A 14,634-nucleotide genomic window follows, 5' to 3' on the forward strand; every position below is an offset into this window, starting at 1 on the left:
GGCTCTCCCATAAACATACAAAAATATGTTATTATTATACAATAAATTTATGACAGTGCTTCAGCTCAGCCACTTAGGGTGCTTTTGCTGGCTGCGCAAGTAGATTACTGGCGATTCGCTAGTATCAAACGACCAGTACAAACAACATATCATCATTGGCGTTAGCATCCTCCATGCAGCATTTTGCCTCCAGATGGGCCTGTACAAGGTTTAGTTATGTTCCGCGATGTACAGCCATAAAGCCCGCAAAAATCATATAAAGAATTCCATTCAGCGAATCATCTCAACTCTAGCAACCTGTTTAGCACTTAACGAGACGTTTAAAATTCGTGCTATTGACCTAGCTCAAGGCTTTGACAAGGCTGTTTTAGATTTTGAGTATGACTCATCTCGCGACGATGAGTCCGGTCATTGCTGTCTTCAATGAGGTAGTTGCCATCCTGCATGGCGACTGCGTCGAGCGTATAACTCACCCGCTCAATATCAGGCTGGTCTGTGTGGTATGACACTTTTATCTCCGAGTGGCGGATACCATCGGTGTCGGTCGTGCTCTGAATGTCGCCGGCTTTAGCCCCGCTGCCAATAACAGCGGCCTGTAATGCCTCGGCCTGGCCCCGCTCGCCCGGGGCAATAGCTGGCTCGTTCACTTTGATGATTAACTGCTTCTCGCTGCCCTGCGCACCAGCCATGGCTTCGATACTGGGTTTCGCGGCCACATCTAAGCTACGGTCCCGGTTATGGGGCTGGATGACGGCGGCTTCGGCAGCTGCCTGGCGCGCTGTCTGGTCTGCCTCGCTCTCCACTACCCGCACGCCGGCGTACTGCTCCCGTCCGGCCTCGGCGCGGGCGTTGGTATTGGTTACGATGGCGTGAATGATGGCAATATCGGGCTGGTCGTTGCGATACGTCATGTCGAACTCCGCCCGCCGGATACCCTGCTCATCCACCGTGCTGCGAACCTCACCCGTCCGGATCGAGTAGCCGGAGCTATCCAGGATTTCCTTCCAAGCTTCAGCGCGGCCGGTGGTGTTGGGCTCCAACTCGTCAATTCGCCAGGTCGCTACCTTCTCATCCAACGGGGCAGCAGGTAAGCCAGCTGCTGCCGGGCGCTCCGCGTAGCGGGCCTGGTCGCGCAACTCGGCCTGCTCGGCCTCATCTACTTTGCGGCCGGTAGGAGGGGGGTTATCGTTGATGTATTCCTTCAGCAGCACCAGACCCGCATCCCTGGCGTGCACGAACTGCGCCGTGTGGGCTGCTGCCTCCTGCTCGGTGCGGTAAGAGCGGAATAGTGTTTCCTCATCCTTGTGGCCGGCGGCGGCGGCCGCGCCCAGCACCGCCTGATTGAAGCGACGGTCCTCCGCCTGGCGCTCAGCCTGGGTTTCGGGGCTGTTATCGCGCACCCGCTGCTGGCGCTGCTGCTCGTCGTACTGGCGGCGGGTTTCCTGCTCGTCGCGCTCCATCGCGGCGGAGCGGGCGTACTCCGCCTGCCGCTGGTGCTGGCGCTGCTCGCGTTCAGCGGCGCGCTGCTGCTCGTCAAGCTGAGCCTGGGCGCGGATTTGCTCTGCGCTCATGCCCTGGGCGGTCAGCTCCAGCTCCCGGTTCCAGTCCTTGGCCTGCGGATAATCGACCCGGATAAAGGCTTCCTGACCGCGCTCCTGCTCGGGCCGCAGCTGCTCGCGCTGGCGGTATAGCTCCTGACTGATTACTTCGAGCTGAGCGGTGTCGGCCTTGGCTACTGACAAGCGCAGGACGGTTTCCCGCTCAGTGCTGCGCTGCACCTCCAGCGCAATGGTAGGGCCTGCTTCCTGGGTGCCGTTCATGCGGGCTACCCGGTCGGTCAGCTGCTGCACCTGCGCTGCCCCGCTCTCGGCGCTGTCGTGGTGGTAGCTCACTTTCAGGGCCGTGTGGTACTTGTCTGACGTAGCATGCCACTCCACCGGCCGGCTGGCTTCCTTATAGGCTTCTTGGTCAGCCACGGGAACCAGCGGCCGGGCCGGGTGCAGCTCGTTCATGTAGTTCATGTTGAACTGCCGCCCACCGGCGTCGCGGTCATTAGCCAGCACGATTTCCTTGGGTTCCTGCTTGTCAATCACCCGCTGAATCAGGGCTACCTGCGCTTCGGTGGGCGTGCCGCTAGTGGCAATGTAGAGGGTATTCCGGGAATCCTGCGCGTGTTTTAGCTGGTAGTGGGAGAGGGAGTCGATGGCCGACTCGGACACCACTACCCGCTCGACCGGCATATCCTTGCCCTGGGTTGGGTGCGAAACCCAAATACCGTTTTTGGGCAGCGGCAGCAGGTTTTTGTAGTGCTCGTTCTTCTGCTCAATGCTGGCCAGGCCCTGTTCATTGTAGAGCGGAAAGGCGGTGTTCTTGTGCTCGTTCTGCTGCGCGGTGAAGATGCGCCCCTGGAAGGCGGGGCTATCAATCGTGCTATCGGTAATACCCCGGCCGTGCAGGTAGGTGCGGTCCGTCAGCTCCTTGTTCACGCCCAGCACCTCGGCGATGAGGCGCGTTTTGCGGTCTTCCTGCTGCTGGCGCTCGTGGTCCGGGTCGCCCACGGGCAGGGCATTGAGCCGGCTCACGTCCACCGGGGCAGCGTAGACGCGGGTTGGGGCAGGCCCGTCATTCAGATACTCGCGTAGCTGCTGCCGAACCTGCCCCAAATTCAATCCGTGGCCGTTGCCGCCCCGGGTTTTCGCAAAATCAATGACGCTACCCATATCCCGGTCGTCGCCGGTATTCAGGTACACCTGATGGTCGGCTTTGCGGGTAACGATGAGCACCTCCCCGTCTTTTTCGAGCTGGTGCCAGTCGCCGCGCCTGCCTTCCTTTTTGACTTGATAGCCCTGCCGCTCGGCGTAGTCAACCAAGTCAATGTTACGCTTGAACCGGTCAAGCTCGGTGGGGTCGTTTTCTCGGATAGGGGCATTCATCGCGGGGAACTTACAAGTGGTCGTTGATGACCAGTAGCTCCGGGCGGGGAAAGAGAGGCGGTGGGTGAATCCGCTTCGCTACCCAGAAAACTATCCGGTCGAGGTTACGGGGCTGGGGCTTCCGATGCGCCGGCGGCGTGTTCGGAGCCGGGCAGGGGAGGGGTGCCGCTATCAAAGCATTTAAGCTGCTTTTGAAAAGTGGTCAGGGCCTCCTGGCTGGGAAATAGAAAGCGAGGGCTCACGCTATTGGGGGGAATCCTGATTAGCTCGGTAGCTACATCAAGGCTTCGGAGCAGGCGTTGCAGCAGGCGGGGCTCTTCCCGTTTGAGGGAGCTGTTTTTCAGGCCTACAATGCTGGTATAGGGTAATTCGTGCTGCTCGCAGAACGATTTCAACTCCCCCTTGGCGAGCATTAAGAGGCGGAACTGGGCGTAGCGTAAAACATCGGCATAGGGAACGGTCAGGTTTAGGTCAGGAAAGCCCAGCGGGGCCGAGATGTGTGGAGATGGTACCATGCGGGAGGTGGATTTGTGAGGTGTGAAGAGGTGTGTAAGTAGACCTAACGAGAGGCATAGTCTACAAAGACACGAATTGAAGCCATTCGCTGCAAATGGCTAACACAAAACCCGCAATGATACCCCGCACTCGGACAGCAACTCGGGGGAGCTGACCCGGCCGAAATCCGGTTGACCGTACCTAACGCAGAAACTTTTCAGAGGTTTTAAAGAATCATAAAAGAATTGTATCAGAAATTTATCAGAACTCTTTCAGAATACCATCCGTAAGCAGGGCTCATATGAAAATGGCATTTATCGTTGTGCTTACCCTGTTTTTGCTGGTTGCGCTGTCTTGCTTTGCTTGGCGGCGCATCAAGGGTAAGAGCAAGCCGGTTGACCTCGTGGCCAAGAGCAACCACCAGTCGGTGTGGTCTTTTCACTATGGCCCGGCAACTATTCTTCCTCCCCGGGAGCCTGCCGCGCAGCCCCCCCCGCCGGCCGCCGACGGCAATGTGCTGGCCAAGCTCATGCCCGATGAGGACTTGCGGGTAAAGGAAGATCAGGCCCGGGCAGCGGCAGCAGCTCGCGCCGAGGCGCTGCAGAACGCCGACTCCGAACGGGCGCAACAGCCAGCCAAGCAGCCGGACGAGCCGCAAACTACCCTTGAGAAGGCTGCCCCAACGGCACCACTCAAGTCCTCCCGCCATACGCCCGGCGCCAAGGTGAATGTGCTGGAGTTGCTCGGCACCGACAAAGCAACGGCCGCAGAGCAGCCGGTAACGACGACAACTGAAGAAGCATTAGCAGCCACAGCAGAAGCTACCGTATCGCAGGCACTCTACTCCAACCCGCTGACGGAAGCGACGCGCACCAAAAATGACGAAGCCAACCGCAAGGCCGCCGTGGAGCTAAAGCGGCGCAACCGGGCCGCCCTGAGAACCGGCACCGACGGCCAGAAAGCAGCCTTGACGGCCCTGATAAAGGAAGGCACTGCGCCCGACTAACCCTTTCCCCTACGCATTCCTCGCCCTGCTTTTGGGGAGATAAGCACCCTACTACCATTCCCCCTTTTTCATTATTCCTATGCTTAACAAACCCCTCAATCTGGCGGCTAACTTGGTGGTAGCCGGCAAAGCCTACCGACCGTCTAAGCTGGAGCAGCGCGGCTACGCCCTACTGACGGTGCTGGCCCTTTCTACGGGCGCGGCCCAGGCGCAAAGCGCCGAAGCAGCCCTCACGCAGGTCAAGGAAAAGGTGATTGGCATCGTGCAGGTAATCTTCGCCATCATCCTGATTATTGGCCTGATTCGGGTGGTGATGAAGTTTATCCAGGGCTCGCCCGACGCGCTGGGCTCGTTGGGTTGGCTCGTGGGCGGGGTGCTGCTCTGGTTCGGCTTCCAACTCTTCAAGGACGACCTAGTGAGTGCCGTTGGCGGCAGCGAGGGCGGCGGCTTAACCAACTAGGCCTTTCTCATGCGCTCCTATAAATCCATCGAGCGACCCGCTCAGGTGCTGGGCATGAACCTGCAGGATCTGGGGCTACTGGTCGGCCTGTTCATCGGCTCGGTGCTGCTGCTGGGCTTCCTAGGCATGGCCGTCAAGATTCCGCGCATGGTCTACCTGGTAGTCATTCTCTCGGAAGCGGGGCTCATCCTGGGCCTTCGCTACCTCACCCGCACGCAGGCTCCCGGCTTCCTGATGGGCTGGCTCTCCTACACGTTCATCCAGCCCCGCCGCCTAGCGGTGGGCTCTCTCCCTATCCCTGCTCATCATGGCAAAAAAACCAAAAACAGCCGCGTTTGACGCCGTGATGCCGGTACATTCCTTTGAAGAGAATAAGGTGGTCTTCAAGGATGGTCGCGTCGCCGTGGGCTTCGTGATTGAGCCGGCCGAGATGGAAAGCTGGACGGTTGACGACTACGAAGCCTTCCAGACCGCGCAGGTGGGCGTGCTGCGCCCGCTGCCGGTGGGCACCATCGTGCAGAAAACGGATGTGTACTATGACCGGCCCTACCGCGAGGACAAGACGCAGCAGACCTATTTCGAGGGCAAAATGAACAAGCACTTCTTCGAGCGTCTGGTGCTTTTCCAGAAGTCCTACCTGTTCCTATCCTTCGCCCCGGTAGCGGTAAAAACGTCCCGCACCAACGCGGTGAATGCGCTGGTGGCCCGCGCCGGGGAAGCGCTGATGAAGAACCCCTTCGCGCAGCTCGTCCAGACCCTGGAGGTGGCCGAAGCCAGCGCCGTGGAATTCATCCAGGGCATCAAAAACCTGGGCGGTGTGACGTTCGAGCGCCTAAGCAGCCAGCAGATACACCAGCTGTACCTACAGTACTTCAACCTGAACTTCGACGGGCAGCCCACCCGGCAGGAGCGCGAGATTGGCAACGACATGGGCTCCCTCAGCGTCGGGGAGCACCGGGTCAACATCCTTTCGATGGTGGGCCAGGGCAGCGAGGCCCACCCGGCGGTGAAGAATAGCTATGGCGTCACCGCGCCCATGCTCTACCCGCTCACCCACATTCTGCAGTGCCCGCACATTCTGACGCAGGCTATGCTCATTCAGGATACCCGAGCCGAGCTTAGCTCGCTGGATACTGACCGCAAGCTGAACGCCTCACTCTCGTTTCTCTCCACGCAAGACAATGCGCTGCGGGCGGCTGAAGTCGAGGAGTTCACGGCCGAAGTGCGGGCCGAAAACAAGCAGATTGTGGGCCTCCATCTGTCCTTGCTGCTGTGGGATACCAACGACAATAGCCGCCGCGAGAACGTGGAGCGGGCCACGGCCGCCTTCCGCTATATGTTCGGCACGGAAAGCGTGGTCGAAAGCTACCTGGCTTTGCCCGTGTTCTTCGGGCTGCTGCCCGGCAACGCTTACCAAGTGCCCGACCGCTGGCTGACCTGTTCGTCGGACCGGGGCGCCTGCTACACCCACTGGACGGCCACCTACAAAACCGACCCGGTAGGAGAGTACCTCACCGATCGATTCCGCAACCTGGTGCAGGTAAACCTCTTTAACACGGCCCTGGACAACCAGAACGCCATTGTCATCGGGCCCTCGGGCTCGGGCAAGAGCTACACCTTCGGCAACCTGATTGTGCAGCGCTTCGAGAAGGGTGCCCGGCAGATTATCATGGACGTGGGCGGCACCTACCGCAACGTGCTGCAGTCGCTCAACGGGGAGGACTTCGATAACACCTACTTTGAATACGACCCCCAGCGGCCCATCGAGTTCAACCCCTTCGTGGTGCCGCGCGACGCGGCGGGCAAGTGGCTCTACAACGACGAGAAAACCAACTTCCACCTGGCCCTGCTCGCGGCCCTGTGGAAGGGCGGCAAGGATACCGCGCTGGACAAGTCGGAGCGCACCATTCTCTCGCGCTTTCTGATTGAGTACTACGCCCGCCTAAACGAGAGTGAACGCCTGAACCAGAAGGACGAGGAGTTTCCCGGCATGGAAAGCTTCTACCGCTTTGTGGAGCAGTTTGACCACGAGATGCAGAAACCCGTGGCCCAGCCCGGCGACGGGGTGGAGCCCGACCCGTTGGATGGGGCCCGCCGGCAGTACCAGAAAAATCTGAAGTACATCGACATGCACCAGTTCTTCCTGGTGCTGGGCCAGTACATCACCGGCGGCCGCTACGAGCGGGTGCTCAACGCCCAGCGCGACGTGGACTTGTCGGAGTACCGACTCATCTGCTTTGACCTGGCCAAGGTCCAGGCCGACCCCGACCTCTACCCGGTGGTGGCCATGCTCATCACCGAATTGAGCCTGGACCTGTTCCGCAAGTTTCCCGACGACATCAAGTACATCGCCCTGGACGAGGCCTGGACCATGCTCTCGGGGGTGCTCTCGGAGTTTATAGAGTCCATGTACCGCACCATCCGCAAAACCAACGGCTCGGTGACCATCATCACCCAGGGCATCACCGAGATTACCAGCAGCAAAATCGGGCCGGCCATCATCAACAACTCGGCCACCAAGATTATCCTGCGCCACGTCAACCTCGACTCGCTGGCGCAGCTGCAGGCCCCGCTCGGCCTGACCGGCCACGAGATGGATTTGATTAAGTCGGTGCGCTCCACCGAGGCACTGCGCGAAATATTCATCAAGCAGGGCGCCAAGGGCAAGATATTCGGGGTGGAGGCCTCGCCCCAGCTCGATGCTATCCTGACCTCCAAGCCGGTGGAGCGCAACTACCTCAACAAGCTTGTCAAGTTCTACCAGCAGACCAACCTGAAGCCGGTGCTGGACCGAAACGGCCGGCCGAAGCTGGACGCGGACGGCAACCCGCAGTACGAGCCCGTGAAGGTGCAGCGGCTGGACTACGCCGTTGACCAGTTTGTGGAGGATAAACAGGCCCGCAAGGGCGTCCTAGCCCAATGAGTAGCCTGTACCTAATGGTCGCCTACGGGGCCGACCCGGGCTTTCTGAGCGCCTGCGACCAGACCCTGCAAATCGTGCTGCGCGCCTGCCGCTACATCACGCCCACCTTCATGCTCATTGCCTTGCTCTACACCATTGGGCGCGGCTTTATCTCGGGCAACGGGCTGGCCATGGACTGGGGACCCATCATCAAAGCCGTATGGATATTCTTCCTGCTCTTCTTTTATAAGGAGCTGATTGATACGCTCAGCTCGGGCATTGCCGGGTTCACCCGCATGTTTGCCACGCCCGACGGCTCCACGGCCGCTTCGGCACTGGGCGCGACCATCAGCACCTCGGAAACGCTGTCGCAGAAAACGGTGGTGGAGCAAGGGGCGCAGGAAATAGCCAACCTGCTCAAAACCATCACCTCGTTCAGCCTGACCAACATTCTGCTGCAGCTGGTGACCGGGGAAGTGGTGCTGCTGATTCGGCAAATCATGCAGTTCATCCAGCAGTTCATTCTGGGCTTCCTGTTCGTGTGCGGCCCCATATCCCTGTGCCTGTCGGTAGTGCCGGCCTTTGGCCAACTGGCTATCAAGTGGCTGCAGAACTTCCTGGCCGTGCAGTTCTGGGGCCTGTCGTTTGCCCTACTGGATTTGCTCTACACCTTCTACACTGCTTCCAACACCACTTTCGGCGGGGTCTTCTCCGCCCCGGTGGCGGCAGAATCAGATACCCGCCAGCTGATTGTCTCGGTGGCCTTCATCATGCTCTATCTCATGGTACCCTACCTGACGAGCCTGTTTATCGGCTCCTCAGCCGCGCAAGGGTTCGTGGGCTCCGTAGTGGGCATGGCCACTTCGGCGGCAGCGGCGGCGGCCGGCGTTTCGGCCGGCATGGCTGGCGGCGGCCACGGCGTGTCCGGGGCCATCGGCCGGGCTATGAGCAGCGGCGGCACCTCGGGCGGGAGTGGCTCCGGCGGGGGCACGGGCGGCGGCTCAGCCGACCCCGGCCCGGCCCCAAGCGGCGGCAGTTCGGCCTCGGCAGGCCTGCCCTCCATTACAATGTCCGATGCCCTCAATCCTTCCTACCGGCAACGGCCTTCCGGGCTGTGGACGGCCTAACCAATCCCCTCCTTTCCGATGAACTATCCCACCCGCTACCTGGCCCTGCTGACCCTGGGCTTGGCCACTGCCTGTCAATCCAAAGAAGAAAAAGCCAACGCGGCCCTCGCCGACGCGCTGGAAGCGCAAGCGGAAAGCCCTGCGGAGCAGGCCCGTATGGCGGCGCAAAAAGCGGCTTACGCTCTGCCACCGGCCCGGCCAGCCTCGGCGGTAGATGTGCGGGCCGGCGTGGAGCAGCTGCTGCCGGCCGAAGGCTACCTGGAGCTGATGTCGGTGAAAGGGCAGGCCCTGCAGCCCATCACTATTAGCCTGCCGCCCATGTGGCGCATCGGGGTGAAGCCAGGCTACCCCAAGGTAGGCCCCGGCTACAAGATTCCGTTCGAGGCGGTACTACGCTGGAAGCCCACGGGCTACGTGGAGACCAAGCCTAAATCAGCCTTGCTGGTGCTGCAGACGCCGAAAGACTCGCTGATGCGCTTCTACATCTCGGAGATGAGCGTGGGCAGCAAGGTCGTGCAGGTGCGGCCCAGGGAGCCCATCACGGTGCAAGGGGTGCTCTACACCTACCTCGACCGGGATAATGCTCAGCGGCTGCTGGTATACCCCTACCAAGACAAGCAAGTGTATCTGCCCCTGGCCAACTAGGGGCAGTGGGGAAGAAAGCCCTGGCCTTAAAAACCGCCTCCTGTTGACTTAATCAGCCCTTTTAATGGACTCCGCCAAAAACCTAAGTACCTCATTCTCCACCATGCGCAACCTGGCGATGGGGAGCGTCCTGGCCCTGCTGCTCGTGTCGCTGGCGGCGGGCTTTCTGGTGTACCGCGCCTACGAGAATAGCGGCCGGCGCGTGTACGTGGTAGGCCAGACCGGCTCGGTGGCCGCGCTCTCCGCGCCCACCACCGAAACCCACACGCCTTACGAGGCCCGCAACCTGGTGCGCAACTTCATGCAGACCATGTTCGGCCACGACCAATACACCTACAAAACCAACCTGGACGCGGCCCTGCCCCTGATTGAGGGGCGCGGCGGCCGGCGCATCTACGACGGCTTCACGCGGGGCCAGGTGCTGCAGAACTACGAGCGGTACGCCGCCCGCAACGTGGTAACGGTGGACAGCGTGAGCATCGATATGAACCACCGCCCCTGGTCGGGCCGGGTGTACATCAAGCAGCGCATCTTCATCGGGGGCGAGCAGAAAGAGCCCCTACCGCTCGCCGCCAAGTTCAACCTGACCGAAACCAACCGCTCCGATGCCAACCCTTACGGGATGCTCATCACCAACTTCGACTACATCCCCTACAATCCGCAGGTGTCGCGGGAGGAGCTACAGGCCCTGAAGGAGCAGGAAGCCGACCGGCAGCGGGCCCTGTTGGAAGCCCAGCGCAGCGCCGGGGCCCTGGCTCCCGCCGCTGGCGACGCGCCTGCCCCGACAGCAGCTCCGGCTGCGCCCGCAGCGGGCAACTAATTCTATCCTTTCTCCAAGCGCATCGCACTATGTTTTCCAAGCTTTTGCTGGCCTTGAGCCTGCCCCTGCTGCTGGCGTCGGCCACGTCAGCCCAATCCTCCACTGCCGTGCTGCGGCCCACCGCGGCACCCCCAACGGCTCCGGCTCTGATGGACGTGGCCGTGTCAGACAGCTCCACTACCTACCTCGTTTTCGGCGGTCCCGTCTCGCTGGTCGACGTGGGCATGGCCAATAACTACCTGGTGAAGATTGAAGCCAACGCGGTGTTCGTGCGCGCCCGCCGCAAATCCGCACCGCCCACGCCCATCCTCATCCGCTACGGCTCCAAGTACTGGATGGGCCGCCTCGTGTACGTGAACCGGCCGGTGCTGCAGCTCTACGACTTTCAGAAAGACGGCGCGCTGAGCGTGAGTAGCGGCACCAGCGAGGGCACGGCGGCCGGCGCGGCCCCGGAGAATGAGCTGGCCCTGGATAAGGAGCGGGAGAAGAAAGCGGCAGTTGAGGGCAAGCTCAGCCAGCTGCGCAAAACCAGGGAAGAGCACCAGGCCGTGGCGGTCGTCGACAACGACCTGGTACTGTCGCTGGCCAACGTGCGCAACGACAAGGATTTTACCTACCTGCGCTTCAAGGTCATCAACCACTCAGCCATTGACTACAACGTCGACTTCACCGACTTCCAGCTGGTGGAAAACGCCCATAAGAAGTTCTTGGCCCGCAAGAAGAACGAAGCGCGCCGGCCGCTGGCTCCCTCGGGCGGCTTAGCCAACCAAGTGGTTACGGGCCGCACCACCGGCTACCTGACCTATGCCATTCCGCTTTACGCGGCCACTGACCGGGGCTACCTGGAAGTGACCCTACGGGAGCTGAACGGGGCGCGGGTACTGGTGTTGCCGGTGCCTTCGCGGGTCATCAACAGAGCCTCTACCATCTAACGCCGCTGCTATGGAACCCGTAAATCCCCACACCCAACCCCCAACCATGGGCTCAGCGGCGCACGACGACGCGGAGACCTTTGGCCCGCAGCGGCCTGCCCCCGCCGGCCAGTCCAAAGCTACGCCACTGGAAACGCTGCGCAACAACTGGCTCCTCTTAACCGGCCTGCTGGTGCTGCTGGTCGGCATGGGCCTGTTTCTCTGGCTGCGCTCGGCCACTCAGGCTGCGCAGCAGAAGAAGGAAGTCGTAGCGGCGGCCTCGGAAAACATCGAGCCCGAGATTAAGGCGGCCCCCACAGCAGCGGCAGAGCCAGTTTCGCCCTCCGCGCAGATAGAGCAGCAGCGCCGACTGGAGCAGGAGGCGCAAAGCACGCCCACCCGCCTCAACACCGACGAGGTCGCGGAAGCCTTTGTGGCCGATACGCTGGGGCAGGCCCAGCGGCGGAAGCAGCGGGCGGCGGCCCTCACGTCGTCAGCGCGCCGCCGGCAGGAGGAAGCCCGCCTCGCTGCGGCCGACGTGGATACCATTGAAGCCACGGTGCAGGACCCCGCAACGCGCTCGTACCATGCCCAGACGCTGGTGGTGCCCCGGCGGCGGCCGGGCCAGGTAGCTGGCAGCGTTGCCCGCCGGACCAGCTCCGGCGCGGCGCGCCGGGCGCGGGCCGCGCTGCTGCCGGCGACCGACACCGACGGCACACCGTTTGAAACCGACCCGGATGTGCTGGCCATGCTGAGCACGTCTCCACCCGAAACCCGCGCCGCCTACGAGCGCATGACCGGCAAGCGTTACCGTGACCCCAGGGCCGTCGCGCAGAGCCTGGCCAACCGCGCCAGCGCGCCCGGCATGGATGGCTTCAATACCGTCAAGGTCGCGGGCTCCGCCCGGATGATGGCCCAGAGCAGTCAGGCGGAACTGGTGCCCGACGTCTTTTTCAAGTGCGTCATCAACGGCGAGCAGAAGGTGCGAACTGGCTCCGTGGTGCTGCTGCGGCTGCAGGAAGATGCCGTGGTGTCGGGTGTAACCTTCCCGAAGAACACCGTCTTCGCCGCTGTTGCCACCGTGGGCACCAACAATGTGATGCTGGAAGTCAACCGCCTCGGGCCCAACCGGGTCGCGGCCAGCATCTACGACTACAACTACATGCCCGGCATCATGATTGACCCCGTGAAGCGGGTAGCCAAAGATGCCAGCCTCACCGGCCAAGACCTGCAGCAGCAATCCATGCAGGAGGTCAGCACCGCCATCGACCGCTCCGCCTCAGCGGCCAACTCGATGGTGGGCGTGGGCGGGCGCGTGGCCATGGGCGTGCTCAGCCGGCCCAAAACCCGCACCAAGCTGCGGGATGTGCTGCTGCCCGACGGCTACCCCATCCTGATTACCACGGCTGCCGCCGGCCAGATGGGGCCGGCCACGGCGTCGGGACGCTAATCCTTTCACCCATTCCACGACAATGAAAAAGACTCTTTTTCCGGCCCTGGCGGCCGTTGCGCTGCTGCTGGCCCCGGCCGGTCAGGCCCGGGCGCAGATGGTGGTTAACGACCCGCTGCACATGGGCGTGCAGATTGGCGAGTTTGCCAAGCGCCTGCAGCAGTGGTCCTCCACGGTGCAGAACTACCAGGTAGTAAAGGATGCCCGCCAGATTGCCGGCGTCACGAAGGACATCACTAGTGAAGTTCGCAGCCTCACTCAGGAAGGGCTCGACCTGCAGAAGCAGGTGCAGGCCGACCTGCGGAAGGTGCAAAGCATTCAGGACTTGCGGCTCTCCAACCCGCAGGAGCTGTTTGCGCGGGCCCTGGCCATGTCCGGCCGCAGCCAGACCAACCAGATGATGCCCGTATACGCCAAGGCCCAGCGCCTGCGACAGGCCCTGCAGCTGACCAACCCCATGCAGGACGTGAATACGATGTACGACGTGTTCTCGCGCTTCGGCACCAGCTCGGCCGACCCCAATGGCAATATGACCAGCGACCAGTACCAGGCCAAGCGCGAGGAATCCACGGTTTCCCTGTTTGCGGCCGAAGAGATGATGGCTAAGCGCAAGTTGGCTATGGCTGTGAACTACTACAAAATTGCCGACGAGATGACCGCGCAAAGCGTGGAAATGCAGGCCACGCTGAAGAATCCCGGCCGCTATGCTATGACCGAGGGGGAGCGGATAGCCGCCCTGAACTCCTCGAACGACAACCTGATTAAGGCCATGCAGCTGCGCGAGCAGGGCGACCGGCTATTTATGGAAGCCTCACAGGCCGGCCCCGCCCATCAGGCCGCCGAAGCAGTATACGCCTCGACCCTCAGCCGTAACGCGCTGATTAAAATGGACCGTGCACGGCCGCGCTAGCATCTTATGAAAAAGCTCCTGTTAGTGGTGCTTCTGCTCGCGGGGGTCGGCATTCTGCCGGTCTCCGCCCAGCGGCACGTCAAGCACCTGGCCTCCTGGGGGGCACACCTCGGTCGCTCCGAAACCGGCGACTACTACGAGCTGAGCTATACGCCCATGCTCACCAACCACCTGGCCCTGCGCCTGAGCGGGGGCTACGAGCACGGCACCCTGACTACCCGCGGCGAATACTCGGTGTATCAGGGCCGGGTTCTGCTCTCGCCCCAGCTGTTCCGTCTCGGGGAGGTGGCCTACGTGCACCTGCTGGTGGGTGCGGGCGCGGGCTACGAGTGGGCCAACCAGAACGGCACCGGGGAGATGATGTCCGGTGCGAAAGAGCCGCAGCGCTTCACTTACGGCCCTCAGGTAGGAGCCGAAGCGGATTTCTTCTTCGGCAACCGGCTCTCGCTCGTGGCCACGGGCACCAAAGGCTACCTGTTCAATAATCCGCTGGTCGACCAATGGCCAGGCTTGGGCAGCATTGGCCTGCGGTATCACTTTCGCTAATCACTCCTTCTAACCTATGAAACAACTTGCCTATCTACTGCTGAGCTACGCGGCTCTGGTCACGAGCTGCTCAAAAGACAACGATGTCACGCCCTCCGGCCCGAAAGAGTATCAGGTAGAATACAAGGTTACCTCCAATGCGTCAACCTCGGACTACCTGAGCTACACCAACGAAAGCGGCGGTAATACGACGCTCAGCAACACACCGCTGCCGGTGAGCTACAAGTTTAAGCGGACCATGAAGCAGGGCGACAACCTGACCATCCTGGCCAGTATCGACGGCGGTACGGCGGCCTCGGAAATCACCTGCGCTATCCTGCTGGATGGCAGAGAGGTCAAGAAGGCGACTGGCCGGGGCATCGACGCGCAGGCCGTACCGGTGTATGTAATCGGTGAGTAAATTTTCTGTTTCGCCCCTGATAATGACAA

The 14,634-nt window shown here is 61.6% G+C and carries 14 protein-coding genes; 12 read left to right on the forward strand and 2 right to left on the reverse strand.

Annotated elements, in window-relative coordinates; genetic code table 11:
* Positions 1-332: 332 nt before the first annotated feature.
* Together CHB83_RS21280 and CHB83_RS21285 are read right to left on the reverse strand one after the other, a co-directional pair.
* Positions 333-2,933: a toprim domain-containing protein gene (locus CHB83_RS21280; protein WP_089334189.1), complete on the reverse strand. Its 2,601-nt coding sequence runs from the start codon at positions 2,931-2,933 to the stop codon at positions 333-335.
* Between the two features lie 104 nt (positions 2,934-3,037).
* Positions 3,038-3,448, reverse strand: coding sequence for a hypothetical protein (locus tag CHB83_RS21285; protein WP_089334190.1), 411 nt, complete (start codon positions 3,446-3,448; stop codon positions 3,038-3,040).
* 281 nt (positions 3,449-3,729) lie between these two features.
* Here CHB83_RS21285 and CHB83_RS21290 point away from each other — a divergent pair, with 281 nt between their 5' ends.
* The 12 genes from CHB83_RS21290 (at position 3,730) to CHB83_RS21345 (ending at position 14,605) form a co-directional block, all read left to right on the forward strand.
* Positions 3,730-4,434: a hypothetical protein gene (locus CHB83_RS21290; protein ID WP_089334191.1), complete on the forward strand. Its 705-nt coding sequence runs from the start codon at positions 3,730-3,732 to the stop codon at positions 4,432-4,434.
* A gap of 79 nt (positions 4,435-4,513) precedes the next feature.
* Entirely contained in the window at positions 4,514-4,894 is a 381-nt protein-coding gene (locus tag CHB83_RS21295) for a DUF4134 domain-containing protein (protein ID WP_089334192.1), read from the forward strand.
* 9 nt (positions 4,895-4,903) lie between these two features.
* Complete coding sequence (locus CHB83_RS21300) at positions 4,904-5,233, forward strand: hypothetical protein (RefSeq protein ID WP_089334193.1); 330 nt, start codon at positions 4,904-4,906, stop codon at positions 5,231-5,233.
* A complete protein-coding gene (locus tag CHB83_RS21305; RefSeq protein WP_089334194.1) occupies positions 5,202-7,817 on the forward strand; it encodes a TraG/VirB4 family ATPase in 2,616 nt (871 codons plus the stop codon). The genes CHB83_RS21300 and CHB83_RS21305 overlap by 32 nt, the downstream gene beginning before the upstream one ends.
* Positions 7,814-8,923, forward strand: a complete 1,110-nt coding sequence (locus CHB83_RS21310; RefSeq protein WP_089334195.1) for a hypothetical protein — start codon at positions 7,814-7,816, stop codon at positions 8,921-8,923. The genes CHB83_RS21305 and CHB83_RS21310 overlap by 4 nt, the downstream gene beginning before the upstream one ends.
* 18 nt (positions 8,924-8,941) lie before the next feature.
* Entirely contained in the window at positions 8,942-9,568 is a 627-nt protein-coding gene (locus CHB83_RS21315; protein ID WP_089334196.1) for a hypothetical protein, read from the forward strand.
* Positions 9,569-9,632: 64 nt separating this feature from the next.
* Positions 9,633-10,388 (forward strand): hypothetical protein, encoded by a 756-nt coding sequence (locus CHB83_RS21320; protein WP_089334197.1) that lies wholly within the window; start codon positions 9,633-9,635, stop codon positions 10,386-10,388.
* 29 nt (positions 10,389-10,417) lie between these two features.
* Complete coding sequence (locus CHB83_RS21325; RefSeq protein ID WP_089334198.1) at positions 10,418-11,320, forward strand: DUF4138 domain-containing protein; 903 nt, start codon at positions 10,418-10,420, stop codon at positions 11,318-11,320.
* A gap of 10 nt (positions 11,321-11,330) precedes the next feature.
* A complete protein-coding gene (gene traM / locus CHB83_RS21330) occupies positions 11,331-12,749 on the forward strand; it encodes a conjugative transposon protein TraM (RefSeq protein WP_089334199.1) in 1,419 nt (472 codons plus the stop codon).
* A 22-nt stretch (positions 12,750-12,771) separates the two neighbouring features.
* Positions 12,772-13,659, forward strand: coding sequence for a hypothetical protein (locus tag CHB83_RS21335; RefSeq protein WP_089334200.1), 888 nt, complete (start codon positions 12,772-12,774; stop codon positions 13,657-13,659).
* A 6-nt stretch (positions 13,660-13,665) separates the two neighbouring features.
* A complete protein-coding gene (locus CHB83_RS21340) occupies positions 13,666-14,205 on the forward strand; it encodes a hypothetical protein (protein WP_089334201.1) in 540 nt (179 codons plus the stop codon).
* A 16-nt stretch (positions 14,206-14,221) separates the two neighbouring features.
* Complete coding sequence (locus CHB83_RS21345; protein WP_089334202.1) at positions 14,222-14,605, forward strand: hypothetical protein; 384 nt, start codon at positions 14,222-14,224, stop codon at positions 14,603-14,605.
* Positions 14,606-14,634: the final 29 nt, after the last annotated feature.

This window comes from Hymenobacter mucosus (assembly GCF_900188255.1).
Lineage (GTDB): Bacteria > Bacteroidota > Bacteroidia > Cytophagales > Hymenobacteraceae > Hymenobacter > Hymenobacter mucosus.